This is a genomic window from Halomonas sp. SL18_1, assembly GCF_055755715.1.
Genome location: NZ_JBVTRK010000001.1, coordinates 3501054 through 3526339 on the forward strand (window position 1 = coordinate 3501054; position 25286 = coordinate 3526339).

General features: G+C 65.9%; 22 protein-coding genes and 3 pseudogenes. 8 read left to right on the plus strand and 17 right to left on the minus strand.

Annotation, left to right across the window (positions count from 1 at the left end):
- Positions 1–12: 12 nt before the first annotated feature.
- The 10 genes and pseudogenes from ACSJDS_RS17850 to glyA all read right to left on the minus strand — a co-directional run bounded on the left by ACSJDS_RS17850 (position 13) and on the right by glyA (position 11581).
- On the minus strand, positions 13–2076 hold the full coding sequence (locus tag ACSJDS_RS17850; RefSeq protein ID WP_473034409.1) for a hypothetical protein: 2064 nt from the start codon (positions 2074–2076) through the stop codon (positions 13–15).
- Positions 2073–3203, minus strand: a complete 1131-nt coding sequence (locus tag ACSJDS_RS17855) for a hypothetical protein (RefSeq protein ID WP_473034410.1) — start codon at positions 3201–3203, stop codon at positions 2073–2075. The genes ACSJDS_RS17850 and ACSJDS_RS17855 overlap by 4 nt, the downstream gene beginning before the upstream one ends.
- Positions 3203–4354 carry a hypothetical protein gene (locus tag ACSJDS_RS17860; RefSeq protein WP_473034411.1) on the minus strand — a complete coding sequence of 384 codons (1152 nt, stop codon included), beginning with the start codon at positions 4352–4354 and terminating at the stop codon, positions 3203–3205. The genes ACSJDS_RS17855 and ACSJDS_RS17860 overlap by 1 nt, the downstream gene beginning before the upstream one ends.
- A gap of 78 nt (positions 4355–4432) precedes the next feature.
- Positions 4433–5350 (minus strand): glycosyltransferase family 2 protein, encoded by a 918-nt coding sequence (locus ACSJDS_RS17865; protein WP_473034412.1) that lies wholly within the window; start codon positions 5348–5350, stop codon positions 4433–4435.
- 160 nt (positions 5351–5510) lie between these two features.
- The gene (locus tag ACSJDS_RS17870) at positions 5511–6557 is read right to left on the minus strand and encodes an MBL fold metallo-hydrolase RNA specificity domain-containing protein (protein WP_473035065.1); all 1047 of its coding nucleotides are present in this window, start codon (positions 6555–6557) and stop codon (positions 5511–5513) included.
- Positions 6558–6724: 167 nt separating this feature from the next.
- Positions 6725–6907: pseudogene (locus tag ACSJDS_RS17875) on the minus strand (hypothetical protein); the annotation flags it as partial.
- Positions 6908–6992: 85 nt separating this feature from the next.
- Positions 6993–8344: pseudogene (locus ACSJDS_RS17880) on the minus strand (UDP-glucose dehydrogenase family protein).
- Positions 8345–8500: 156 nt separating this feature from the next.
- A complete protein-coding gene (locus ACSJDS_RS17885) occupies positions 8501–8845 on the minus strand; it encodes a four helix bundle protein (protein ID WP_473034413.1) in 345 nt (114 codons plus the stop codon).
- A gap of 159 nt (positions 8846–9004) precedes the next feature.
- Positions 9005–10027 carry an NAD-dependent epimerase gene (locus tag ACSJDS_RS17890; protein ID WP_473034414.1) on the minus strand — a complete coding sequence of 341 codons (1023 nt, stop codon included), beginning with the start codon at positions 10025–10027 and terminating at the stop codon, positions 9005–9007.
- Between the two features lie 288 nt (positions 10028–10315).
- Positions 10316–11581, minus strand: a complete 1266-nt coding sequence (gene glyA / locus ACSJDS_RS17895; protein ID WP_473035066.1) for a serine hydroxymethyltransferase — start codon at positions 11579–11581, stop codon at positions 10316–10318.
- A 253-nt stretch (positions 11582–11834) separates the two neighbouring features.
- Here glyA and ACSJDS_RS17900 point away from each other — a divergent pair, with 253 nt between their 5' ends.
- Entirely contained in the window at positions 11835–12089 is a 255-nt protein-coding gene (locus ACSJDS_RS17900) for a hypothetical protein (RefSeq protein WP_473034415.1), read from the plus strand.
- A 107-nt stretch (positions 12090–12196) separates the two neighbouring features.
- On the opposite strand, the gene ACSJDS_RS17905 is transcribed toward ACSJDS_RS17900, so the two are convergent.
- Together ACSJDS_RS17905 and ACSJDS_RS17910 are read right to left on the minus strand one after the other, a co-directional pair.
- Positions 12197–13045 carry a hypothetical protein gene (locus tag ACSJDS_RS17905; protein WP_473034416.1) on the minus strand — a complete coding sequence of 283 codons (849 nt, stop codon included), beginning with the start codon at positions 13043–13045 and terminating at the stop codon, positions 12197–12199.
- A gap of 47 nt (positions 13046–13092) precedes the next feature.
- On the minus strand, positions 13093–13611 hold the full coding sequence (locus ACSJDS_RS17910; protein WP_473034418.1) for a hypothetical protein: 519 nt from the start codon (positions 13609–13611) through the stop codon (positions 13093–13095).
- Between the two features lie 712 nt (positions 13612–14323).
- Between ACSJDS_RS17910 and ACSJDS_RS17915 the strand changes: the two genes are divergently transcribed.
- Positions 14324–14752 carry an REP-associated tyrosine transposase gene (locus tag ACSJDS_RS17915; RefSeq protein ID WP_473034419.1) on the plus strand — a complete coding sequence of 143 codons (429 nt, stop codon included), beginning with the start codon at positions 14324–14326 and terminating at the stop codon, positions 14750–14752.
- A gap of 260 nt (positions 14753–15012) precedes the next feature.
- On the opposite strand, the pseudogene ACSJDS_RS17920 reads toward ACSJDS_RS17915, so the two are convergent.
- Together ACSJDS_RS17920 and ACSJDS_RS17925 are read right to left on the minus strand one after the other, a co-directional pair.
- Positions 15013–17600 (minus strand): annotated as a pseudogene (locus tag ACSJDS_RS17920) (ABC transporter permease).
- The gene (locus tag ACSJDS_RS17925) at positions 17597–18289 is read right to left on the minus strand and encodes an ABC transporter ATP-binding protein (RefSeq protein WP_473035067.1); all 693 of its coding nucleotides are present in this window, start codon (positions 18287–18289) and stop codon (positions 17597–17599) included. The pseudogene ACSJDS_RS17920 and the gene ACSJDS_RS17925 overlap by 4 nt, the downstream one beginning before the upstream one ends.
- A gap of 84 nt (positions 18290–18373) precedes the next feature.
- Between ACSJDS_RS17925 and ACSJDS_RS17930 the strand changes: the two genes are divergently transcribed.
- Together ACSJDS_RS17930 and ACSJDS_RS17935 are read left to right on the plus strand one after the other, a co-directional pair.
- Positions 18374–19012 (plus strand): arylesterase, encoded by a 639-nt coding sequence (locus ACSJDS_RS17930; RefSeq protein WP_473034420.1) that lies wholly within the window; start codon positions 18374–18376, stop codon positions 19010–19012.
- A complete protein-coding gene (locus ACSJDS_RS17935) occupies positions 19005–19202 on the plus strand; it encodes a hypothetical protein (RefSeq protein ID WP_473034421.1) in 198 nt (65 codons plus the stop codon). Before ACSJDS_RS17930 ends, ACSJDS_RS17935 begins: the two co-directional genes overlap by 8 nt.
- Here ACSJDS_RS17935 and ACSJDS_RS17940 read toward each other — a convergent pair.
- The 3 genes from ACSJDS_RS17940 to ACSJDS_RS17950 all read right to left on the minus strand — a co-directional run bounded on the left by ACSJDS_RS17940 (position 19190) and on the right by ACSJDS_RS17950 (position 20813).
- Positions 19190–20083, minus strand: coding sequence for a DMT family transporter (locus ACSJDS_RS17940; RefSeq protein WP_473034422.1), 894 nt, complete (start codon positions 20081–20083; stop codon positions 19190–19192). The two genes, ACSJDS_RS17935 and ACSJDS_RS17940, sit on opposite strands and share 13 nt — an antisense overlap.
- Positions 20084–20190: 107 nt before the next feature.
- Complete coding sequence (locus ACSJDS_RS17945) at positions 20191–20493, minus strand: nucleotidyltransferase domain-containing protein (protein ID WP_473034423.1); 303 nt, start codon at positions 20491–20493, stop codon at positions 20191–20193.
- Positions 20494–20543: 50 nt separating this feature from the next.
- Positions 20544–20813, minus strand: coding sequence for an Rdx family protein (locus ACSJDS_RS17950; RefSeq protein ID WP_473034424.1), 270 nt, complete (start codon positions 20811–20813; stop codon positions 20544–20546).
- A 55-nt stretch (positions 20814–20868) separates the two neighbouring features.
- Between ACSJDS_RS17950 and ACSJDS_RS17955 the strand changes: the two genes are divergently transcribed.
- From ACSJDS_RS17955 to ettA, 4 genes are all read left to right on the plus strand, one after another.
- The gene (locus ACSJDS_RS17955) at positions 20869–22182 is read left to right on the plus strand and encodes an MFS transporter (RefSeq protein WP_473034425.1); all 1314 of its coding nucleotides are present in this window, start codon (positions 20869–20871) and stop codon (positions 22180–22182) included.
- A 109-nt stretch (positions 22183–22291) separates the two neighbouring features.
- Positions 22292–22726, plus strand: coding sequence for a PAS domain S-box protein (locus ACSJDS_RS17960; RefSeq protein WP_473034426.1), 435 nt, complete (start codon positions 22292–22294; stop codon positions 22724–22726).
- 389 nt (positions 22727–23115) lie between these two features.
- Positions 23116–23319 (plus strand): PA3496 family putative envelope integrity protein, encoded by a 204-nt coding sequence (locus ACSJDS_RS17965; protein WP_473034427.1) that lies wholly within the window; start codon positions 23116–23118, stop codon positions 23317–23319.
- Positions 23320–23461: 142 nt separating this feature from the next.
- Positions 23462–25123, plus strand: a complete 1662-nt coding sequence (gene ettA / locus ACSJDS_RS17970; RefSeq protein WP_473034428.1) for an energy-dependent translational throttle protein EttA — start codon at positions 23462–23464, stop codon at positions 25121–25123.
- The last annotated feature ends 163 nt before the right edge of the window (positions 25124–25286 follow it).

The window sequence follows — 25286 nt, forward strand, 5'->3', positions numbered from 1 at the left end:
CACACAAATTATTCAGTAAGCCAGGATCCAGCCAGACTTAAATTGACCACATGACGCTTTGAGATTCGGCTGACAACGGGCTTCCCGCTCACCTGAGAACACCTGATATCCATAAAAGGTCAGCTTCATCCCGCTTTTAGGCTGAACATCGTCGGATAATGTAACTGTTTCAGGCCATTGCACGAGTAGCGATTTTATATCACTGACACTACCTGTAATCACATCATGCCGCTCAATCACACTCTGTTTGAAATGGTATTGAGTATTTAAGCAAAGAGCTTTATTCAACTGTTGCTTCCAGCTCAAAACATAGCCCTCAGCATCTTGCTGCAGTTCGATATTATAAAAACCATCGACCGGCCAAATCTCTTCGTTATTCTGAAGCTGTATTTTTGGCACCAAGAGTGGAAGAGACGTATCAGGCAGGCCTTGAATGTCTAAACTTGTGTAAGGTATAGGAAGATAAGCACTTTTTTTTGCGTACTCTACGCCATTGACAAGAGGGATGTTAAATACTCTACCACCATCCCTGTAGGTAAAAACTGCTTGCTGCACTTCACCTTCCTGTCCTTTATGAAACCAGGTCAGGGTTGCCTTAGGCAGCCGATTTAACCAATGACGATAGTTGTCTCGGCTAAAGATAGACTGCCCTCCTCCTAACTGGTTCCAAACATTCTGTGCATGGAGATGTTGACAAACCAGGCTGAAGCATTCACCCAAGATACGATATTTACTGCGATATCCGTCAGTGACTCGGCCATCTTCCCAAAGGTTTACGCTACCGCGGCTCTCGTCCCACCAATAGTCAATGAATTTCTGAGTACACTTGCCGCTAAAATAATGGGCCACGTTCACTTCTTCAGCGCTCAACAGGCCATACCAGGCCGCAGCAGTAAGAATTTCAATAAAGGCGGCATCACCATAGGCGCCAATGCTGCGCCCATACTGAAAGCCATCGCCCTGCTCATTAAGATTTATTAGCACATAATCAGCAGAGCCTCTAAGGCTCTTTTTTAGACTCTGAGGCAACACAAGGCCGGCTTCTCGCATACGGTGGGCGATTTCTGCCACTAGCAGGAACGAGTAGCGGTCATAGCGCCCTTTCCCTTGGGTTTCATCAGCAAAGCCAAACTCACCGGAGACATTATCATAGTGATCTTGTAGCGCTTCCAAGAGCCGGTAGCTAGACTCTGCACTTTCCCATCCCAGCTGAAAGCGTAGCTGGGAAATAGCATAAGCAACTTGGTAAAAATTGGTGGGCTTGCTTTTCAGCTTGAACGTTACAGGGTCAACAAAGGAGTTCCAATGGAGTTCCTCTTTCAGGCTCAATAGATGATTGACACTGAAGCAAGCGTCCAACAAGCCGGCCTCCTGAAGATGCCTCAATCCTTTTAGGTAGAAAAACACGCCCCAGCTAGTAGATGATTCATTTTCCAACAAACCAATGATATGACGAGCCTTTAGGATACGCCAATTAGTGATCGGGCCACCTGGCCGATACTCCGTCAACCAATAAGACAGTGCCATGACAGCCTTGCCGGCCATGAATGGATCTTTGCCATTAAAAACCGGCATACCATCCAGCTGCATTTCCTTGCCTTGCGCTGCCATCTGGGTCAGCAGCTGATCTATGTAGGCGTATAGCTGCCTGGTCAAACCGTTTTGCGGTTGGCAGGGTTGACTGGGCTCTGTAATGTTCAGCTGAAGGGCGGTCAAATGATTCAGATCCAGCCCAAGCTTGCTTGCCTGGTGAGTCATGCGTAGGGGTGCCAGCAATTCTGGGTCACCGGGACAAGGCCCTTGCTGTAATGCCTGGAAGAAATGCTGGTGCGCGGCTTCCTGTCGGTTGAGTAGCAGCGACGAGCGGCCTAACCCATTATGAATGACTGATCGTAGCAGTTGCAGTTTCTGATGGCGCTCTGCCTCAATGAAACTAGGCTCTGTAGTGGCACTGAGATCACCCAGCTCGATACGGGCAGCCACCTTGAGTAGGGTTTCTGCCTGTTCGTTTTTTAAGGCATCCCACTCACCCAGCTGCCACTGAGTGATCTGACGATCATTAGGTGGCTGGCTCATGAAACCTCTATCAACTCTTCTAGTTGTTGTAGCTGCTGCTCAAGGCGCTCATGCTCTATTTTGAGCTTATCCTGAGTCGCAGCAAGCCGCTGGTTTTCCTCTTGCAAATTCTGGTTTCGCTTTTGCAAATGGCCAAGCTGGGCATAAAGCTCATGCTTTACTGCCTTCTCAGACTGCTTTGCCCCCTCGCGCTGTTCGCTTAACTCGGCTGTCATCCGCTCGATCTTCTGCTTGCACTTCTCTACCGACTGCTTTGCTTCATCGCGCTGCTCGGCAAGCTTGTTAGCCGCCTGCTGGTGTTTACCGAGTTCGTCTGCATGAGCCTTGGCGTGTTGCTTGGCTTCTTCATCACGCTTGGCAAGCTCCTCGGCATGGACCTTGGCCTGCTGCTGATGTATTTCCTGCGCCTGATTAAACGCTTCACGCTGCTGGGCAAGTTCCTCAGTCAAGGTCTCGATATGCTTCCGCGTGGTCTCCAGCTCCGCCGTTAACTGCCGATTGGCCTTCCAAAGTACATCGGCGCTGGCGTGGTAGGTGCGCTCATCGCCCTGGCCGGTGATCTCTTCCAGGCGGTAGCCGGCCTGCAGCATAAGCTTGCGCAGCTTGGGCCAGTCGCGCTCGGCTTCCGGGGCCAGGGGGCCGAGCACCAGCGAGAGGTGAGCAACGGGCTGGGAAGGCGGGTGCTCGGCCAGTGCCTTCAGCGCTGGGGCAAGCTCCCCTGGCGCGTCGAGAATCAGCCAGTGGGCCTGGTCGTCTGCCAGGTTCAGGCGCTCCAGCAGCTCGCCCAGCGGCTGGGCGGTCACGGTTGCCTGAGACGCTACCTTTAGCCCCGGCCAGCGCGGCGGGGGAGCCGGCAGCGGGTGCAACGTGGACTGGCCTTGCATGGTGTAGCGGTGCAGCGTGGCGCTTCCGCCTTGCTGGGCCACGGCGGCTTCGATCACCTCCACGCGTGGGTGCGCATGCGTGCGCTCGCGCAGCGCCTGGGCAAGCTCTGGGTCGGGCTCTACCAGTACAATGCGTTCGGCGTTGGTGGCCAGGTAGGCCTCCAGCGCCGCCGCACTCCCCGCCCCCACGTGGATCAGGCTGCCGTTGGTGGCCTGCCAGGCGGTGACTGCGTGCTCTGCCATCACTTGGCTCCCTGCTTGCCGCCACCCAGCAGCCGCACCAGCTTGCGCATCGGCGCGGTCACCTTCCACGACTTGGAGGCCTTGAGGGCCTTGAGCTGCTGGCGAGCCTCCTGAAGCTGCGCCACCAGGCGCTTGTTCTTCTGCGAGAAGGCGTGCAGCTTCTCGTTCTTGCGCGTGATGTCGCGCTCGAGCTTGGCCACCTGGGTGCTGTTGCCCTTGTGGCCGAGGATGTACTGCTCCAGCTCCTCCTGGACCTTGTGCAGCTGTTCGATGATCAGGTCGTTCTCTTCCTGCAGGTCATCCACCTTGGCCTGCAGGGCCTGCTGTTTTTCGCTAGCGGCCTTGGTCTGCGCTTTGTCACGCTCCTGGCTGGCCTGCTGGTCCTTGAGCGCATCGTACTCGGCCTGAAGCCGCTGCTGCTCTTTCTGCCAGCCGGCCTGTTCCCCTTGCAGGCGATCACGCTCGCTCACCAGCTCCCGGTAATCCTCAATGGTGATCTTGGGGGTGGCTTGCAGCGCGGCATGATGTAGATCGAATAGGTCATCCAGCTGGTCAAGCATCGCCTCGCTTTCCTGCAGCGGCAGCGAGCTCGCCTGCAGTTCTTCCGCCAGGCGCCGGGCCGGACCATGGGAGAGCGCCTGCAGCGCCAGCAGGCGCTGAGTGGCCTGCTGCCACTCGGCTTGGGGGCTCATCTCGGCGTTGAGCGCTGCCACCTTGACCCGGCCCAGAGCGATGCCGCTGCGCTTGGCGAGCTGTTCGGCCAGCGCCTTGGGCGTTTGGTAGAGCGCCTGGGGCTCTACCAGGGTAATGCGCTGGTAGTGTTCCCGGTAGAGGGTAAGCAGCGGTTCCACCAGGTTCTGCCAGTTGGCCAGCGCCTGGGAGGGCGCCCGGCCCAGGCCGAGTTCCCGGGCGACCTGCGCCTCAGGGGCATCGTGACACAGCAGCGCATAGGCGCCGGGCTCGGCATCCAGCAGCGCCCTGGCCTCGTTCAGGCTCTCCACCACCTGAGGGTGCCAGGGCTGGCCGGCCTCGCACATGGCATCGAGCCAGGCATCGACCGGCTCGCCGGAGAGGTTGACCAGCACCAGCGTCTCGGCACGGTCCTGTGTCTCCACCATCGCCTTGAGCGGCACTGCAGCTGCACTTGTCATCGAATTGTCTCCTGTCGTGTTATAGGCAAGCGGATAGGGGGCGCCGGATTGATGCAGCGCTGGAGTGAAGGGGGGTGCTCAGCGGCGCTCGGCCTTGCCGGCACACAGCAACCTGATGGTCTCGTGGGCTTCCACGCCCCACAGGCCGGCCTGGAGCACACAGGCGGTGAGTCGATAGCCCAGCGGCTGGCGGGAGCGCAGCAGAAAGCGGTACCAGGCCAGCAGCGGGGGTGTAAAGGTGCGAATCAGCCATAGCGCCCGCTGCCGGGGCGTGCCGGCCGTCAGCTGGCCGCCTTTGATGCGCCTTGCCTTGGTAGCCAGGGCCTGCCAGGTACGCCGGGCCGGATGTGCCACTTCCGCCTCGGCCACGTAGTAGAGCGAGGCCCCCGCTGTCTTGGCGCGGCGAGCGAGCTCGGCATCGCCCCCGGAATAGCGGCGCGCATCGAAGCCGCCCAGCCGATGCAGCAGCTCGGCCGGCAGCGCCAGGTTAGCGGTCACGGCGTAGCCGCGGCTGACATACCAGGCCTGGGGAATGCCCTTCACCAGGTCGTATTGTTCATATCGGTTCGGCACCGCTTCGGCCCGCATCTGGATGGCGCCGGCCAGGATAGCCGGCTGGCCCTCCAGGCGCTCGGCCTTGCCCATCAGCACCTCCAGCCAGCCCGCTACGGGCAGGCAGTCGGCGTCGGTGAACACCAGCCACTCACCTCGCGCCTGCTGCACGGCCAGGTTGCGCGCGGCATAGGAGCCGGGCGTGGCGCAGTGCAGCAGGCGAGTGTTGTCGGGCAGCGTGTCAGGAGGCGCGAAGCACGTCGAGCCGTTATCGACCAGTAGCACCTCGAAGCGCGACTGGGACAGGGTCTGGCGCTGCAGGCAAGCCAGAAGCGCGGGAACCAGGTGCCAGTGATCGAACACCGGGACGATGACGCTAAGGCGCGGATGCGGGCTGATTGACGACGGCTGAGAGGGCATGGCGTTGTTTTGCAACCTGGGCACGCTACCGCCCGAGGATTGATGCCGGGCGCATTCCCATACCCTGTAGATGGAAGAATCGACTCTGGGCATCCCGCCATCTTCGGAAAAATGAAGACGGCCGAATAGGCACCAAAAGTGGAGCGATTCTATCCAATGACTGGGAGGGACTCGATGCGTTAGATCAGCTATCGGGTGGCTTTTTGTAACCCTCTACCACCGTGATCGGATGCCCTGCCGCCCCGGCCCAGGCCTCGATGGCGGCCTTGAGGGCCCGCTGGGCGTCGGGGTCGCCGTGCACCAGCCGCACCTCCCGCGGCGGGCGGCGCATGCGCCTTATGAAATCCAGGAGGTTGCGCTGATCGGCGTGGGCGGAGTAGCCGCTGACGGTGGCGACCCGGGCACGGATGTCGATGCGCTCGCCGTCGAGTTCCACCCAGCCGCCCCGTGGCCCGTAACGCTGGATCGTGCGGCCGGGGGTGCCCTCTCCCTGGTAGCCGATGAACAGCACGGCGTGGCGCGGGTCGGGCAGCATGCGCTTGAGGTAGTTGACCACCCGCCCGCCGCTGACCATGCCGCTGGCGGCGATGACCACCGCGGGGCGGTGGCTGGTGGCCAGGTAGTCGACGCTGCGTTCGTGCTCCTCGTGGCTTTCGACGGTGTAGAGATTCTCGAAGCTGAGCGGGTGGCGGCCGCTGCGCAGGCGCCGGTGGGCCTCGGCGTCCCACCAGGGCTTGAGGTCGCGGTAGACCTGAGTGAAGCGGGCGGCCAGGGGGAGTCGACGACGATCTCCAGCTCGCGCCAGCGGCTGTCCCGCGCGCGGTGAATCAAGCCTTCCAGATCGTAGAGCAGCTCCTGGGTGCGGCCAATGCTGAAGGCGGGGATGACCACGGTGCCGCCGTCTTCCAGGGCGCCGTCGATGGCGGCCTTGAGCCGCGCCTGCCGCCGGCGGCGGTCCTCGTGCAGGCGGTCGCCGTAGGTGCTTTCCAGCACCAGCACGTCGGCGCGGCTGGGCGGGCGGGGCGCGGGCAGCAGCGGCGCATGGGGCGCGCCCAGGTCGCCGGAGAACACCGTGCGCTGGCGTTTCCCACTGCTCTTGTCTTGCGTATCCATTTCCACATAGGCGGAACCAAGGATGTGCCCGGCGCGCTGCAGCCGGACCCTGAGGCGGTGGCGCTCGTCGTCGAGGAGGGTGTGCCAGCTCTTGTAGTCGAGGGCGACCAGGCGCGATTCCACTTCGGCAAGAAAGCGCTCGATCAGCGCCCGGTCACGGGTGAAGCCGATCTTCAGAGCATCTTCGATCACCAGCGGCAGCAGCCGCGCCGAGGGCACCGAGCAGAGGATCGGCCCCTGGTAGCCGGCGGCCAGCAGGTAGGGCAGCCGCCCGATGTGGTCGATATGCACGTGGGTAACGACCAGGGCCAGCACGTCGTCGACGGGGAAGCGCACCTGGTGCTGCTCGAACGCGCCCTGCCCTTCGCCGCCGTGGCCCTCGGCGGCCTGATCGGCAACGTCCTGGCCCTGGAACAGGCCGCAGTCGACCAGCAGCGCCCGGTCGGGGCGAGCTGCAGGCGGTGGCAGCTACCGGTGACGCCCGAGGCGCCACCGTGGTTAATGATGCGGGGGTAGTCGTCCATGACCGGTTTCCTTGTGGGTGGGGCCGGGCTCACACGCCTTGCGGCACGGCAGCCAGCGATTCGCCCCGCCCCACGGCGTAGTAGAGCAGGCCGGCCTGGCGCGCCAGCGCCGGGTCGTAGAGGTTGCGGCCGTCGACCACCACGGGGGTGGCGAGCTGGGCCTTGAGCCAGTGGAAATCCACGGCGCGAAAGTCCTTCCACTCGGTGCAGATCACCAGGGCGTCGGCACCCTTCACCGCCTGGATGCGATCGCCGGCCAGCATCAGGTCGTCGCGCTCGCCGTAGAGGCGGCGGCATTCGGCCATGGCTTGGGGATCGTAGGCCTGCACCCTGGCGCCGGCTTCCCACAGCGCCTCCATCAGGGTGCGGCTGGGGCGTCGCGCATGTCGTCGGTATTGGGCTTGAAGGCGAGCCCCCAGAGGGCAACGGTCTTGCCGGCCAGCTCGCCGTCGAAGGCCTGCAGCAGCTTGGCGAACAGGCTGCGCTTCTGGCGCTGGTTGACCGCCTCCACGGCGCCGAGCAGCTCGGCGCGATACCCCACCTGGCCGGCGGTGCGCGCCAGCGCCTGGACGTCCTTGGGAAAGCAGGAGCCGCCGTAGCCGCAGCCGGGGTAGATGAACTGGTAGCCGATGCGCGGATCGGAGCCGATGCCCAGGCGCACCTGCTCCACGTCGGCGCCCAGCCGCTCGGCGAGGTTGGCGATCTCGTTCATGAAGCTGATCTTGGTGGCCAGCATGGCGTTGGCGGCGTACTTGGTGAGCTCGGCGCTGCGCACGTCCATGAACATCAGCTTTTCCTGCTGACGAATATAGGGCGCGTAGCATTCTCGCATCAGCGCCTTTACCCGCTCGGCCTCGGTGCCCACCACGATTCGGGCGCCGTGGGTGAAGTCGTTGATGGCCGCCCCTTCCTTGAGAAACTCCGGGTTGGAGCAGACATCGAAGACCAGCGCCTTGCCCCGGGAGTCGAGGACGCCGGCCACGGTCTCGCGCACCCGGTCGGCGGTTCCCACCGGCACCGTCGACTTGTCGACGATCACCTTGTAGTCGGCCATGTGCTCGCCGATAGTCGCGGCCACGGCCAATACGTACTGCAGGTCGGCGCTGCCGTCCTCGTCCGGTGGGGTGCCCACGGCGATGAAGTGCAGGGTGGCGAAGGCCACCGCCGCGGCAGGGTCGGTGGTGAAGGAGAGCCGCCCCGCCGCCACGTTCTCCTTGACCAGCCCTTCCAGGCCGGGCTCGTAGATGGGGATCTCCCCCTGCGTCAGGCGCTCGATCTTGGCGGCGTCCACGTCCATGCACAGCACGTTGTGACCCACGTCGGCGAGACAGGCGCCGGTGACCAGGCCCACATAGCCGGTGCCGAAGATGGTGATGTTCATTGATCACTCCGTTGAGGTTCGAGGTTCGAGGTTCGAGGGCCAAGGTTCGAGGTTCGAGGTTCGAGGTCCGAGGTTCGAGGTTCGAGGTTCGAGGTTCGAGGTTCGAGGTTCGAGGTTCGAGGGTCGAGGTTCGAGGTTCGAGGTTCGAGAAAGCTATTAACGCTGCCGGAAGTGTTGCATCAGGCCGTAGAGCATCCGGGAGAGTTCGTGGGTTTCTTCCACCCACTGCTTACCAGAAGCTCTGTCGATATAACCAACCTGCATGCCTATATATATCTGAGTGCGCAGCTCGCCACACGAGCCTTTTGCGTAGTTGAGAAAACGGATGCGATCTTTCTCACCGACACGTTCGTATCCTTCAGCAATGTTACTCGCAACTGAGAGCGATGAGCGGGTGGTCTGATCCTTGAAGCCATAGTCCCGAGAATCCCCGAAATGACGGTAGATACACGTGCAAAGGCGCGCAGCACGCTTCCATACCTCCAGATCCTCGAACTGCATGACGCCCCCTCATCCTTGAATGACGCATGATATCCAAGAAGCTTCCTCGCCTCTCGCCCCTATTTCCTCGCCCCTCGCTCCTCGCCCCTTGTCCCTCGCCCCCTCGTCCCTATCTCCTCGCTCCTCGCCCCTCGTACCTATCTCCTCGTCCCTCGCCCCTCACACCCCGTAAAAGTCCCGATACCATGCCACGAAGTTCGCTACCCCCTCCTTGACCGGCGTCGAGGGCCGGTAGCCCACCGCCTGCGCCAGGGCGCTGGAGTCGGCGTAGGTGTCGGGCACGTCGCCAGGCTGCAGCGGCAGCAGCTCCTTGATGGCGGGCTTGCCCAGCGCTTCCTCGATGGCCTCGATATAGTCGCTCAGCTTGACCGGGGCGTTGTTGCCGATATTGAACAGCCGGTACGGGGCGTTGCTGCTGGCGGGGTCGGGGGCGCCGCTGCGCCACTCGGGGTCGGGCGTGGCGATATCGTCGCTGGCGCGAATCACGCCTTCGACGATGTCGTCGATATAGGTGAAGTCGCGACTGTGGTGGCCGTGATTGAACACCGGGATCGGCTCGCCGGCCAGGATATGCCGGGTGAACTTGAACAGCGCCATGTCGGGCCGGCCCCAGGGGCCGTAGACGGTGAAGAAGCGCAGGCCGGTGGTCGGCAGGCCGAACAGATGGCTGTAGCTGTGGGCCATCAGCTCGTTGGCGCGCTTGGTGGCAGCGTAGAACTGCAGCGGGTGGTCCACGCCGTGGTGCTCGCTGAACGGCATGGCGGTGTTGGCGCCGTAGACGCTGCTGGTGCTGGCGTAGGTCAGGTGGGCGATCTTGCCGTGGCGGCAGGCTTCCAGAATATTGGTGAACCCCAGCAGGTTGCTCTGCACGTAGCTGTGGGGGTTTTCCAGCGAGTAGCGCACCCCGGCCTGGGCGGCCAAATGGATCACCCGGTCGAAGGCGTGATCGACGAAGCACTGCTCCACCGCCGCAGGGTCGGCCAGATCGGCGCGAATGAAGGCGTAGTCGCTGCCGGTTTGGCGGGCCGTCGCTTCCAGCCGGGCCAGCCGGGCCTCCTTCAGCGAGACATCGTAGTAGTCGTTGACGCTGTCGAAGCCGACCACGCTGTCGCCGCGCTCGAGCAGCCGCTTGGCCACATGGTAGCCGATGAACCCGGCGTTTCCGGTAACCAGCAGTTTCATGATGTGGCGTCCTTGATCAAGCTGCGGCGGGGAATTTTTGGCTCATCGCAGACTGGCGTGAACTTGCCCTGTAGGAGGGAGCTTCAGCTCGCGAAGTAGCGCGCAGCGCAGCGCTACCCATGGGGCGCCTGCGGCGCCTTCGCCCGGCAGAGCCGGCCTCCCACAATACAACCTGCCAAACATGTTCACGCTAAAGTGCGAAGAACCAAATCTTTCACTCCACCAGGCTAGCAGGCTGCCGGGCATGGCGCCGATCGCTCCATGCCCGGCATACCCCGGTCTCGCCCCTCAGCGATAGACCGGGAAGTTGGCGCAGACGGCCTCGACCTTGCCCTTCACCTCGGCTTCCAGGGCGGCGGTGTCCTGCCCCTTGGCCATGGCGTCGAGGATGTCGCAGATCCAGCCGGCCAGATCGCGGCACTCGGCCTCGCCGAAGCCGCGGGTGGTCACCGCCGGGGTGCCGATGCGCAGGCCCGAGGTCACGAAGGGGCTCTGGGGATCGCCGGGCACGGCGTTCTTGTTGACGGTGATATGGGCGCGGCCCAGGGCGGCGTCCGCGTCCTTGCCGGTCAGGCCCTGCTTGATCAGCGAGAGCAAGAAGAGGTGGTCCTCGGTGCCGCCGGAGACGATGTCGTAGCCGCGCTCGATGAACACCCCGGCCATGGTCTGGGCGTTCTTCACCACCTGCTGCTGGTAGGTCTTGAACTCGGGGTCCATGGCCTCCTTGAAGCAGATCGCCTTGGCGGCGATGACGTGCTCCAGGGGGCCGCCCTGTCCGCCGGGGAAGACCGCCGACTGCAGCTTCTTCTCGATGGCCTCGTCGCCCTCGCTGGAGAGGATCAGGCCGCCGCGGGGGCCGCGCAGGGTCTTGTGGGTGGTGGTGGTGACCACGTGGGCGTGGGGCAGCGGCGTGGGATAGACGCCGGCGGCGACCAGGCCGGCCACGTGGGCCATGTCGACCAGCAGGTAGGCGCCCACTTCGTCGGCGATCTCGCGGAACTTGGCCCAGTCGATGATCTGGGAGTAGGCGGAGAAGCCGGCGATGATCATCTTGGGCTGGTGCTCGCGGGCCAGGCGGGCGACTTCGGCGTAGTCGATGCGGCCGCTGTCGTCGATGCCGTACTGCACGGCGTTGTAGTGCTTGCCCGAGAAGTTGGGCTTGGCGCCGTGGGTGAGGTGGCCGCCGGCGTCCAGGCTCATGCCCAGCACGGTGTCGCCCGGCTTGACCAGCGCCTGGAAGACGGCGCTGTTGGCTTGGGAGCCGGAGTGGGGCTGGACGTTGGCGTAGCTGGCGCCGAACAGCTCCTTGGCGTAGTCGATGGCCAGCTGCTCGACGATGTCGACGTATTCGCAGCCGCCGTAGTAGCGCTTGCCGGGGTAGCCTTCCGCATACTTGTTGGTGAGCTGGCTGCCCTGGGCTTCCAGCACACGCGGGCTGGCATAGTTCTCTGAGGCGATCAGCTCGATGTGCGCCTCCTGGCGAGCGACTTCCTTCTGCATCGCATCGAACAGGGCGTCATCGAAACCGGCAATCTGCATGTCACGGCTGAACATCGGCGGGAAACCTCGCATCTCGGGGAGAATCTGAGCGGGCATGATACCCCAGCCCATGACGGCTTTCACATGAAAGGGCGTCATGGGTGGGTGCAAGAATTCTCATGCGAGGTTTAGAGAGAGCGCGGTCACAGGCGGGTGTGCGGGGATGGCGGCAACATCACGCCAACCATTGATAACAGTTTTCATTTGCAATAGAGTCGTCCTATCCGCGGTTCCGACTACCCGATTCGACAACCGGAAGGACTCCCTCATGATGACGCCCGACGCACCGCTGCCTGCCTTGACGCAAGATCGCCTGTTCTGCGCCTGCCTGATCGCCACCGTTGCCACCTCGATCGCCTGTATCGGGCTGCAACTGGTGCCCTTGCTCGTCACCACTGATCTCGCCTGGCGCACCACCCTGGAGCCGGCCCTGGTGGCCGCCGTGATCGTGCTCTCGGGGCTGACGGCATTGGCGGCGTTTCGCCACCTGCGCCGCTCCCAGCAGGTGCTTTCGACGCACTGACGAGACGCGCTGTGCCAGCATCAACACGCCCCGCTCGACCATGCCGAGCGGGGCGTGTTGGCTTGTGTCAGCCGCCATCGACCGGCGGCTGACGAGTGGCGACCGCCTCAGCGGGTCTCCACGTTGAACGAGACCTTGTCGGGCAGGCCCAGGGGGTCGCCGGTGTAGGTGGCCAGGTTGCTCTCCGCCGGCAGGCCGATAGCGACCTCCAGTTCGCTGGCGTTGCCTTCCAGCAGCTCCACCAGCCCCATCAGGACCGCCTGCGCCTCGGGGCCGAACATCATGCCGAAGCCTTCAGCCTGGGTGCGCGCCTGCTCGATGAACTGGGCCTCGGTGACCCCTTCCATGGCGGCGCCCAGGGTGGCCAGGCGGCCGAACAGGCCCTCGTTGCCGATGGTCAGGCGGATGTCGCCGCCCAGCAGAGTGGCGGTTTCGATCAGGCCGGTATCGGCGAAGACGTCGGCCGGCTCGGCGCCCTCGGGCAGCAGCATGGGCAGGTCGATATCGAACAGCAGGCGTACGGCGTCATGAGCGGTGATATGGCTGTCGCTCTTCACCCGGCTGTGGTCGCTGCCCTCCTCCCAGTTGCCGAGAAAGGCGGCGTCCAGATGCAGCGTGCCGCTGCCGTCGGTGAGCACGTTGCTGACCATGCGCAGCTGGGCGCGCTCGCTCTCCGGAGCCAGCTCGATCATCTTGGCCAAGTCGAGGGCGAACTCCTCGAGGCGCAGGCCACCCTCGCCATCGCTGAAGTCGCCGTCGATCTCGAGCCTTGACAGGCTGCCCACCAAGCGGTCGGACTCCACCGCGAAGTCGCGCATCAGCAGCGCGTCGAGGCGCTCCTCATCGCCGTCCAGGCCCGAGAGGCCGTCGATGCGCAGCGAGGCCAGACTGAAGGAGCCCGAGCCCAGCTCGTCGAGATTCTCGCCGGCACCGGCCACGCCCTCGATCTCCAGCATGCCGATGGCGTCATGGGCCAGCGCCTCGCCGCGCAGGCTGTCGATGGTCAGGCGACCCTCGCTGGCGGTGAAGGGGGTGCCGTAGAAGAGGTCCTCGGCGATCTCCGAGGCCAGGTCGACGACGATATCGTCGATGGCCAGGCGGCCCAGGGGAAGTCCTCCGGCGCCAGGCTGTCGTCGAGCGGGAAGACCGCCCGGGAGGGCTCGCCCAGCACGATGCGCGCGGCGCTCATCAACGTCAGGTCGGTGAGGCCATCCTCGATGCGCACCCCCTCCAGGGTCACCTCGTCGGGGCTGTCGTAGTCGCCGCTGACCACGTAGCGGTCGATGATCAGGCGCTCACCCTCATCGGCCTCGAAGACGAAGTCCTCGGCGGTCACCCGCGAGCGCATCATGGCGCTGGAGACATCGCCGATCTCGACGCTGCCGTAGCCGCCGAACATGGCGCGCAGGTCGGCTTCCAGACGCTCGGCATCGGCCAGGGCGCTGCCGGAGACCCCCAGCAGCGCGGCCAGGGCCAGGGCGGAGCCGGCCCGGGCCGGACGGGTACAGGTTGCAATGGTCATTCGTCACCTCCGTTGTGATGGAACCCTTGAGTCTAACAGCCGCTCCGAAAGATGCGAGTCGGTGCTGCCAACCGGGGCGCCTGCGGCGCCGGGGCGCCTGCCACACCGGGGCGCCTGCCACACCGGGGCGCCTGCCACACCGGGGCGCCTACGGCGCCTTCGCCCGGCAAAGCCGGCCTCCCACAACAGCCAGCAGGCAGTGGTGCCTGCCGCACCGTGGGAGGGCGCTTCAGCGCGCGAAGTAGCGCGCAGCGCTACCCAAGGGGCGCCTACCACTTCCAACCGGGGCGCCTGCGGCGCCTTCGCCCGGCAAAACCGGCCTCCCACAACAGCCAGCAGGCAGTGGTGCCTGCCGCACCGTGGGAGGGCGCTTCAGCTCGCGAAGTAGCGCGCAGCGCTACCCAAGGGGCGCCTACCACTACCAACCGGGGCGCCTGCGGCGCCTTCGCCCGGCAGAGCCGGCCTCCCACAACGGCCAGCAGGCAGTGGTGCCTGCCGCACCGTGGGAGGGCGCTTCAGCGCGCGAAGTAGCGCGCAGCGCTACCCAAGGGGCGCCTACCACTACCAACCGGGGCGCCTGCGGCGCCTTCGCCCGGCAGAGCCGGCCTCCCACAACAGCCGGCCTCCCACTCCCGCAACAGCCAGCACTGCCAATCCCCAGAAGGCTGAAGTGAACTAGGCTGAGACCAAACGTCTTCAAGGATGAAACGCGATGTTCAACAGCCAGAGCCTCCGGCTTGGGCGACGATCACTGCCCGGACATGACTATCTCATCACCATCGTGACTCGAAAACGCCAACCCTATTTTGCAGAATTCCAACCTGCCTGTTCAGCATGCCAACAATTCTATGCCGAGGCAGTGGAGCGGCATGGACAAACTTTGAGCTTTGTCGTGATGCCGGACCACATTCACTGGTTGTTGCGACTAGAAGGAGACCTGTCACAGGCCGTGAGGCTCTACAAGGCCAAGGTATCCCTCAGCGTGGGCACTCGACTCTGGCAGGATGGTTTCCACGATCATGCCCTTCGTGATGACGACGACTTAAGGCAGGTTGCTCGATACATCGTGGCCAATCCGTTACGCGCTGGCTTGGTCAAAGACATTGGCAACTATCCTTACTGGAATGCTATTTGGCTCTGAGCCAGTGCTGCCAACCGGAGCGCCTGCGGCGCCTTCGTGGGAGGGCGCTTTAGCGCGCGAAGCAGTGCGCAGCACTGCCAACTGGGGCGCTACCACTGCCAACCGGGGCGCCTGCGGCGCCTTCGCCCGGCAGAGCCGGCCTCCCACAACAGCCAGCTAGCCTGTGCTGCCAACCGGGCGCCTGCGGCGCCTTCGCCCGGCGGAGCCGGCCTCCCACAACAGCCGGCCTCCCACAACACGGCCTTGCTCCACTCCCCGTGTCACGCCTCCCCCAGCAGCCCCAGGCTGGCGGTGGGGGCCTGGCGGCGCAGGCCGCGGGAGAGCAGGTGGCCGATGGTGCCGATCAGCAGCGCCCCGCCCAGCGGCAGCAGCACCCATAGCCAGGGGTGCGGGCGCGGCGCCAGGTCGAGCCAGGCGATATAGATGCCGGCGGTGGCGAGCTCGGCGAGCAGCGCCCCCATCAGCCCGCTGGCGAGGCCGAGGATGGCGAACTCCGCCCCCTGCACCCGCGAGATCAGCCGGTTGCCGGCGCCGAACACCCGCAGCAGGCCGCTCTCGTGGGCGCGCTGGGGACGGCTGGCGGTGAGCGCCGCGTAGAGCACGCTGACGCCGGCCAGCAGCACGAAGCCGAGCACCAGCTCCACCGCCCGGGTGACCTGGGTGAGCACCTCGCGCACCTGGCCGAGGATGGCGTCCACGTTGAGCAGCGAGACCCCGGGGAAGTCGCGCACCAGGCGGCGCAGGGTGTCGCTCTGGTCAGCCTCCAGATGGAAGGCGGTGATATAGCTGTGGCCGAAGCGCTCCAGCACCTCGGGCGGGAAGACCACGTAGAAGTTGGGCCGGAAGCTGTCCCAGTCCAGGTTGCGCAGGCTGGTGAGCTCGCCGACGATCTCCTGGCCGCCGATGGCGAAGGTGACGGTGTCGCCAAGCGACAGGCCGAAGCGCGCCGCCAGGCCATCCTCCATGGAGATCGGCACCCGCTCGCCGTTGGCGAAGGCGCCGTCGTCCAGGGCGTCGAACCACTCCCCGGCCACCAGGCGATTGCCCTCGGGCAGCTCGGCCTGCCAGGTGAGGTTGAGCTCGCGGCGCAGGGCGTTGTCACCGCGGGACTCCACCGGCACCGCCTCCCGGGGCGGCTGGTCGTTGATGGCGCTGATGCGCCCGCGCACCATGGGATAGAGGGCGGTGCGGTCGTCGGCGGCGTCCTCCAGGGCGGCGATGAAGGGGTCGCGCTCGGCGGGCTGGATATTGATGGCGAAGTAGTTGGGGGTGTCCTCGGGCAGCTGGGCCTGCCAGGTGGTGAGCAGGTCGCCGCGCACCATGGCGATCATCGCCATGGCGAAGAAGGTCACTGCGAAGGCCAGCAGCTGGCCGAGGCTGGCGCTGCGCCGCCGCGCCAGCTGGCGCCCGCCCAGGCGCAGCGCCTGGTAGAGCTCGCCGCGCCCGCCTTCGGCACGGGGCAGCCGGGCGGCGAGGCGCAGCACCCCGGCGAGCAGCAGCGCCCCCAGCCCCCACAGCACCACCAGCATCGCCAGGCCACCGACCAGCAGCGCCGCGGCCAGGCCGAGATCGCCGGAGTAGAGCCACAGCAGGCCGCCGAACACCAGGCTGGCCACGGCCACCACCAGCCAGGCGGAGGCCGGCAGCGGGTCGAGCTCGCGGCGCAGCACCTTGAGGGCGCTGACCCGCTTGAGCCGCAGCAGGGTCGGGCCGGCGAAGCCCACCAGCACCGCCAGGGCGGTGAGCACGCCCAGCGCCAGCGGCAGCATGCCCGGCGGCGGCAGGGTCAGCGGCAAAAAGGCGGTGAGCAGGCGCAGCAGCAGCGCCTGGCCGACCAGGCCCAGGACGGCGCCCAGCAGCGAGGCGGCCAGCGCCAGCCACAGCAGCTGCAGGGCGAACAGCCGGGTGAGCTCGCGCTGGGTGGCGCCGAAGCAGCGCAGCAGCGCGGCGGTGTCCAGGTGGCGGTCCACGTAGCGGCGGGTGGCCATGGCCACCGCCACCCCGGCCAGCAGCACCGCCGCCAGCCCGGCCAGGCTCAGGTACTTCTCGGCGCGCTCCAGGGCGTTGCCCAGTTGAGGCCGGTCGCGGCGCACGTCGCGCACCTCCACGCCGTCCCGGGCCAGCTCGCGCAGCCGCGGGGCCAGGGCGTCCAGGGCGGCGGGCTCGCCGGCGCCGAGCAGCGTATGGCTGACCCGGGAGCCGTCCTGGACCAGGTTGCTCGCCTCCAGGTCGTCGGCGTGCATCATCAGCCGCGGGTTGAAGTTGCCGAAGCCGCCCTGCTGGTCGGGCTCGCGCTCGATCAGGCCGGCCACGGTGAGCGCCACCTCCCCCACCTGCACCCGGTCGCCGAGCTCGGCCTCCAGCAGCAGCGCCAGCCGCGGGGCCAGCCAGGCCTCGCCGGGGGCGGGGCCATGGGGACGCTCTCCTCGCCCTGCCCCAGGTCCACCAGCACCTCGCCGTAGAGCGGGTAGCGTCCGTCCACCGCCTTGAGGCTGGCGGGGTGGAAGGCGTCGTCGAAGCTGACCATGGTGACCATGCCGGTCTGGTCGCTGAGCTCGAGGCCCGCTTGCGCCAGGGTGCGGCGCAGCTCGGCCTCGAAGGGGCGGCTCTGCTCCAGCACCAGGTCGCCGCCCAGCAGCTGACCGGCCTGGCGGGTCAGGCCGCGGTCCAGGCGGTCGAGGAAGAAGCCGATCATGGTGGAGGCGGCCACCGCCAGGGCCAGCGCCAGGAATAGCGCCCGCACGTCGCTGGCGCGCAGGTCGCGCAAGAGGCCCCGGGCCGAGAGGCGCAGGGTGCGCCCCGCCGCGCCCCGGGCCTCGGGGGTGGGATGGGCGGCGGCCTGGCTCATGCGCTCACCTCGTCCAGACGCATCTCGCTCAGACGCCCGTTCTCGAGCGACAGGCAGCGGTCGCAGCGCCGGGCCAGGGCGTGGTCGTGGGTCACCAGCACCAGGGTGGTACCGGCCTCGCGATTGAGCGCGAACAGCAGGTCGATGATGCGCGCCCCGGTGGCCTGGTCCAGGTTGCCGGTGGGCTCGTCGGCGAACACCAGCTCGGCGCCGGTGACGAAGGCGCGGGCCAGGGCCACCCGCTGCTGCTCGCCGCCGGAGAGCTGCTTGGGCAGGTGGTCGAGGCGCTCGGCCAGGCCCACCCGGGTCAGCCAGTCGCGGGCCCGGGTGGCGGTGTCCGGCAGCGGCGAGAGTTCCAGCGGCAGCAGCACGTTCTCCAGGGCGGTGAGGGTCGGCAGCAGCTGGAAGTTCTGGAACACGAAGCCCACCCGACCGGCGCGCAGCTGGGCCCGGCCGTCCTCGTCCAGATCGCCCAGCGACTGGCCGAACAGCGCCAGGGTGCCGCCGCTGGGCTGGTCGAGGCCGGCCAGCAGCCCCAGCAGGGTCGACTTGCCGGCGCCGCTCTGGCCGAGGATCGCCACGCTCTCGCCGGGGAACACCGTCATGTCCAGACCACTCAGAATGGTGAGCTGCCGTTCGCCGCTGGTGACCTGCTTGACCAGCCGCTCGGCGTGTAGAATCGGCCTGATCTCCCCGCTGCCGGGGCATCGGGCGTCGAAACAGCATCACGAGTCGAGGAGTGGGACATGGTGAAGGGCTTCCCCAGAGGTTGGATGGTGACATATCGCCGGCTTGGCCTGGCCATCATGGCCGGTGCCGCGCTGTGGCTGGCCGCGCTGGTAGCCGTGGCGGACGATCGCCCGCGGCTGCTGGTGATGGGCGACAGCCTGAGCGCCGCCTACGGCATCGAGCAGCAGCAGGGCTGGGTCAGTTTGCTGGAAGCGCGACTCGACGGAAAGGCCAGCGTCGTCAACGCCAGCATCAGCGGCGAGACCTCGAGCGGCGGTGCCAGCCGGCTTCCCGAGCTAATCGGACAGCACGAGCCGGACATTGTTCTGCTCGAGCTGGGCGGCAACGACGGCCTGCGCGGCCTGCCGCCGGGCCAGTTCCGGGCCAACATGACCCGCATGATCGAGGCGAGCCTCGAAGCCGAGGCCGAGGTGCTGCTGCTGGGCATCGATATTCCGCCCAACTACGGCCAGGCCTACCGCGACGCCTTCACCGGGGTCTTCTTCGAGCTCGCCGAGGCCTACGAGGTGGCGCTGGTGCCCTTCCTGCTCGACGGCGTGGCCCTGGAGGAGGGGCTGATGCAGTCCGACGGCATCCACCCCACCGCCGAGGCCCAGCCGATCATCCTCGATAACGTCTGGCCTAAACTGAAACCCATGATAGAGGAGATGAACCATGGGTAATCCAGATTGGGACAAGCAGGAACGTAAGGAACAGGCTGAAGCCTTGCTGGAACTGCTACAGCTAGGCGAAGAGAGCCGAGCAGCCGGCAAGAGCATGACCCCTGATGAGTTCATGGCCAAACTGCGGTCTCGGCAAGAGTGGCAGCGGGATCAACAGAGACTGTCCAGCGAACACGATCATTCAACCTGAGCCGCCGGCGCCGGGCTCTTCTGGCGCTGCTGCAGGCCCAGCCCGCCGAGGATCAGTACCAGCCCCACCAGGGTGGAGGGCAGGATCGGCTCGCCGACGATAAAGAAGAGCAGCAGCAGCGACACCGGCGGCGAGAGGAAGATCAGATTGGAGACCTTGGCGGTGCGCGACACCCGGTGCACGGCGAGCTGCCACAGCACGAAGGCGATGCCCATCTCGAACAGCCCCACGTAGATGCCGGCGGTGAGCCCCGCCCAGCCGGGCCACGGAAAGCCCGGGCCGGCCAGCAGCAGCAGCGTGAGCACCGGTACCCCGACGCTGAAGTTCTGCCACTGGGCCACCAGCGGCGGGCGGTGATCGCGGGCGTTGAGCAGCCAGTAGAGCGCCCAGATCAGCGTCGAGGCCAGGGCCAGCCCCACCCCCAGGGGGTCGGCGAAGGCGACATCCAGGACGGCACCGCGGGTGGCGATCACCCAGACGCCCGAGTAGGCGATCAGCCCGGCCAGGACATCGATGCGGGTGAGGCGCTGCCCGAGGATCGGCACGGCCAGCAGCGCCATGGCCAGCGCCCAGGTGTAGTTGAGGGCCATGGCCTCCTGCCCCGGCAGGCGGTCGTAGGCGCCGAACAGCAGCAGGTAGTAGGCCACCGGGTTCATCAGCCCGGCCCAGGCGGCGGTGCGCCAGCCCTGCCTAAGCGCCTGGCCGGCGAGCCCCTGGCGCACCACCAGCGCGCCGATCAGCGCCCAGGAGACCAGCGAGGCGAGCCACATCAGCGCCAGCGGCGACATGTAGCCCAGCGCCACCTTGAAGGCGGTGGCCACCGTAGACCAGAGCGCCACCGCGCCCAGTCCGAAGAGCATCGCCTGACGATCCTGTGTCATGCTTTCCCCTGTCTAACGTGCGATATGGCGACGCTGGAAATCCAGGTGCTGCGCCATTCGCGCTGCCACTTCCAGCTGATCGAGAAGAATCTTTTCCGGTGTGGAGGTCACAGGCGCACTCCCTGTTGCAAGGCGTCGCGATGAATGGGCCGCAGCGGCTGGTCATCGCTGCGGATCAGCAGGTCGATACGTCGCGCTCCCAACCGCTCCCAGAGGCGGCGCTGCAGCGCCACCTTGGCATCCAGCCAGGAGGGCATGGGCGAGGCATGGACCTCGATATAGAGGTCGATATCGCCGCCGCGCCGGCTGTCGTCGACCCGCGAGCCAAACAGGTAGACCCGGGCATCGGGGCCCAGCACCTCGGCCACGACTTCCTTGATCGCCTCGATCTGCTGGTCTGACAGTCTCATGGCGCTCTCCCGCTGATACTTGGCTTGATCATGGCATATCTCCCTCCCCGCTAACGATCGACATGCCCCAGGTCGCGTTCGGGGTCGAGGCGGTCGCGAACCTTGCGCTTGAGCACCTTGCTGTCGGGGAAGCCGCCGTCGCGCTTGCGCTCCCAGATCGATTCGTCGTCGTAGAAGATCTCGAAATAGCCGCCGTGGGAAGGCACCAGGGCAACCTCATCGAGCGACTCGCCGAAGGTGGAGAGCAGCTCCTGGGCCAGCCAGGCGCTGCGCAGCAGCCACTGGCACTGGGTGCAGTAGTGGATACGAATCCGTGACATAGGCCCTTTCCGTCGCAACAATGGTTCCTTTGATGATACCAGCCAAGGACCCCGCATGGCCGAACCCGATATCAGCCAGTCCCGCCTCTATGAATGGCTGACCGGCGACGACGACAGCCGCATGTGCAAGGACATCCCCGACGAGGCCTGCGACGAGCAGCCGCGCAACTTCTTTCTGCACCTGTTCGCCTCGCTGGGCAACAAGCTGGCCGACGAGCTGTCCAGCGCCCGGCTGGTGCTGCCCTGGCTGCTGGGGGTGATCGGCGCCCCGCTGTGGATGGTCGGCCTGCTGGTGCCGATCCGCGAGGCCGGCGCGCTGCTGCCGCAGCTGTTCGTGGCCGGTTTCATCCGCCTCAAGCCGCAGCGCAAGTGGGCCTGGGTGGTGGGTGGCCTGCTGCAGGCGCTGGCGGCGGCGGCTCTGGCGCTGCTGGCCCTCATGGGCAGCGGCGGTGTCGGCGGCGGTCTGGTGCTGGCGGCGCTGGTGCTGCTCTCCCTGGCCCGCGGGATCTCCTCGATCGCCACCAAGGACGTACTGGGCAAGACCATCGCCAAGCGGCGCCGCGGCAACCTAATGGGCTGGAGCGGCAGCGTGGCGGGGGCGGTAACGCTGGCCGCCGGGGCGGTGCTGATGCTCTTCGACGACCGCCCCGGGGAGCTGGCCCTGGCGGTGCTGCTCGGCGTGGCGGCCCTTGGCTGGGCACTCAACGCCCTGTGCGCGGCGCGTATTGCCGAGGCGCCCGGCGCCGTGGAAGGCGGCGAGAACGCCTGGGAGAGCGTCAAGCTGGGGCTGCGCCTGCTGCGCGACGACCGCACCTTCCTGCATTTCAACCTGTCGCGGGCGCTGCTGCTGGCCAGCGCCCTGGCGCTGCCCTATGTGGCGCTGCTGGGCCAGCAGCAGAGCGGCGCCGAGCTGGGCGGGCTGGGCATCCTGATCGTGGTCTCGGGGGTGGCGGGCATGCTGGCGAGCCCCATCTGGGGCAAGCGCGCCGATGCCTCCAGCCGCCGCGTGATGCGCGACGCCGGCCTGGGGGCGGCGGCCTGCTGCCTGCTGGGCGCCGCCTTCGCCTGGCTGCCGGGGACCTGGAGCGCCACCGTGTGGCCCTACGCGCTGGTCTATGCGCTGCTGGTGGTGGTGCATGCCGGGGTGCGACTGGGGCGCAAGACCTATGTGGTTGACATGGCCGGCAGCGACAAGCGCGCACTCTACGTGGCCCTCTCCAACTCCCTGACCGGGGTGCTGATGCTGGTGGTGGGGGGCGCGGTGGGCGCCCTGGCCCAGTGGCTGGGGGCCGCCGCCCTGCTGGTGGTGCTGGCGGTCATGGCGCTGGCCGCCGCCGCCAGCGCCCAGCAGCTGCCGGAAGTGGAGTAGTCGCGGCGCGTTGTGATTGTCAACGCGCCGCCGGCTGGCCATGATATAGCATGGAAACGAACCGCTGCGGCACGCCCGTATGCCAGGAACCGCGACAGGAACACCTAGTATGAAACGATCCCCACTGATCAGCCCGGAACTGCTCGAGCGCATCATCGACGCCTCGGAAGACGGCATCGTGGTCGCCGAGCAGGAGGGCGACGAGAACATCCTGATCTACGTGAATCAGGGGTTCGAGCGCCTGACAGGCTACAGTGCCGACGAGATCCTCTATCGGGACTGCCGCTTCCTGCAGAACGAGGATCGCGACCAGCCTGCCCTCGACAACATCCGCAAGGCCCTCGCCGAAGGCCGCCCCTGCCGCGAGGTGCTGCGCAACTACCGCAAGGACGGCACGCTGTTCTGGAACGAGCTGTCGATCACCCCGATGTACGATGAAGACGACAAACTGACCTACTTCATCGGCGTGCAGAAGGACGTCACCGAGCGGGTCGAGGCGCAGCAGGAGCTGGAGCGGCTGAAGACCGAGCACGGCCTGAGCTAAGCGCCGAGCACCGCCCCACCCGACAAAAGTGGTTCATCGCAGACTGGCGTGAAGTGGCGTTGTGGGAGGTGGGAGGGAGCTTCAGCTCGCGAAGTAGCGCGCAGCGCTACCCAAGGGGCGCCTTCGTCGAAGCGTCGAACCGCCGGCAGAGTCGAGACGTCGAACCGCGGCCTCCCACCGAAAAACCTGCCAAACATTTTCACGCGAAAGTGCGAAGCCCCAAAAAAGTCGCCCCCGGGGTCTTGCAGTTCGCGGCCTCCCGCTTTATATAGCCGTCAGGTGCCGCCGCGCGGCGCCATGGCGCTTCCGGTCCGTCGCTTCGGACACGAAGCGAAACTGTGATGCCGCGACCGCCAGAGCGGTCGGCCATGGCCATGGGAGGACATCGCATGAGCCGCAAACCCCTTCTGGATGACTCGCTCGACGACGATCAGGACGTCTTCGAGGCCGTCAACGACGACGACTACACCCGCCCCCGCGCCCTGACCCGTGCCGAGACCCTTCGCGCCCGTCGCCGCGTCGAAGCGCTGCTCGATGAGCGTCGCCTGAGGCGCGCCATCGAGGACGACTGGGCCCTGGACGAGGAAGAGTAAGGGGCGAGGGGCGAGGGGCGAGCAATGCTGTTTTCCTCGAACCTCGAACCTCGAGCCTCGCCTCCTGACCTCAGGGCCTAGCCTTTCCCCTGCCTGGGCTCTATCATCGTGGCCACTGAAATCCTCAACCCAGTGGAATTCCATGGCGCAATACGTCTACACCATGAATCGGGTGGGCAAGGTCGTGCCCCCCAAGAAGCAGATCCTCAAGGATATCTCGCTCTCCTTCTTCCCCGGCGCCAAGATCGGCGTGCTGGGCCTCAACGGCGCGGGCAAGTCGACCCTGCTGCGCATCATGGCCGGCGTCGATACCGAGTTCGAGGGCGAGGCGCGCCCGATGCCGGGGCTCAACGTCGGCTACCTGCCCCAGGAGCCCGAGCTCGAGGACGACAAGAACGTCCGCGAGACGGTGGAAGAGGCGCTGGGCGAGATCAAGGCCGCCCAGGAGAAGCTCGACGCCGTCTATGCCGCCTACGCCGAGCCGGACGCCGACTTCGACGCCCTGGCCAGCGAGCAGGCGCGGCTCGAGAACATCATCGAGGCCGCCGACGCCCACAACCTGGAGCGCAAGCTGGAAGTCGCCGCCGAGGCGCTGCGGCTGCCGCCCTGGGAGGCCCGGGTCGGCCATCTCTCCGGCGGCGAGCGCCGCCGCGTGGCGCTGTGCCGGCTGCTGCTCTCCAGCCCCGACATGCTGCTGCTCGACGAGCCCACCAACCACCTGGACGCCGAGTCGGTGGCCTGGCTGGAGCGCTTCCTGCACGACTATTCCGGCACCGTGGTGGCGATCACCCACGACCGCTACTTCCTCGACAACGTGGCCGGCTGGATCCTCGAGCTCGACCGCGGCCAGGGCATCCCCTTCGAGGGCAACTACTCCGCCTGGCTGGAATCCAAGGAGAAGCGCCTGGAGCAGGAGGCCAAGCAGGAGGCCTCGCGCCAGAAGGCGATCAAGCACGAGCTGGAGTGGGTGCGCTCCAACGCCAAGGGCCGCCAGGCCAAGAGCAAGGCGCGCCTGAACCGCTTCGAGGAGATGCAGTCCGGCGACTTCCAGAAGCGCAACGAGACCAACGAGATCTACATTCCGCCTGGCCCGCGCCTGGGCGACAAGGTGATCGAGTTCAACGGCGTCTCCAAGCGCTTCGACGACAAGCTGCTCTACGAGGATCTCAGCTTCAGCGTGCCCAAGGGCGCCATCGTCGGCATCGTCGGCGGCAACGGCGCGGGCAAGTCGACGCTGTTCAAGCTGATCAACGGCCAGGAGCAGCCGGATGGCGGCGAGGTGGTGATCGGCGAGACCGTCGACATCGCCTATGTGGAGCAGCTGCGTGACGCCCTGGACGACAAGCAGACGGTGTGGGAAGCGGTATCCGACGGCCAGGACATGCTCAACATCAACGGCTACGAGGTCTCCTCGCGGGCCTATGTCGGGCGCTTCAACTTCAAGGGCAACGACCAGCAGAAGTTCCTCAAGGACCTCTCCGGCGGGGAACGCGGCCGCCTGCAGCTGGCCCAGACCCTGAAGCAGGGTGCCAACGTGCTGCTGCTCGACGAGCCCTCCAACGACCTGGACATCGAGACCCTGCGGGCACTGGAAGAGGCGCTGCTGGCCTTCCCCGGCTGCGCCCTGGTGATCTCCCACGACCGCTGGTTCCTCGACCGCATCGCCACCCATATCCTGGCGTTTGAAGGCGACTCCCACGTGGAGTTCTTCGAGGGCAACTACACCGACTACGAGGCGGACCACAAGAAGCGGGTGGGCAACGATACCCCGCACCGCATGAAGTACAAGCGCATCGACGCCTAGGGCGCTGCGCGCCAGCTGTAAGCTGTAAGCTGTAAGAGAACACCCCACAACCGAGAAGGTTAGTGGGGTTTTCTTATGGCTTACGGCTTACGGCTTACGGCTTACGGCTTACGGCTTATGGCTTACGGCTTAACGCTTACAGCTCCCGGCCCGGTTTCTCCTG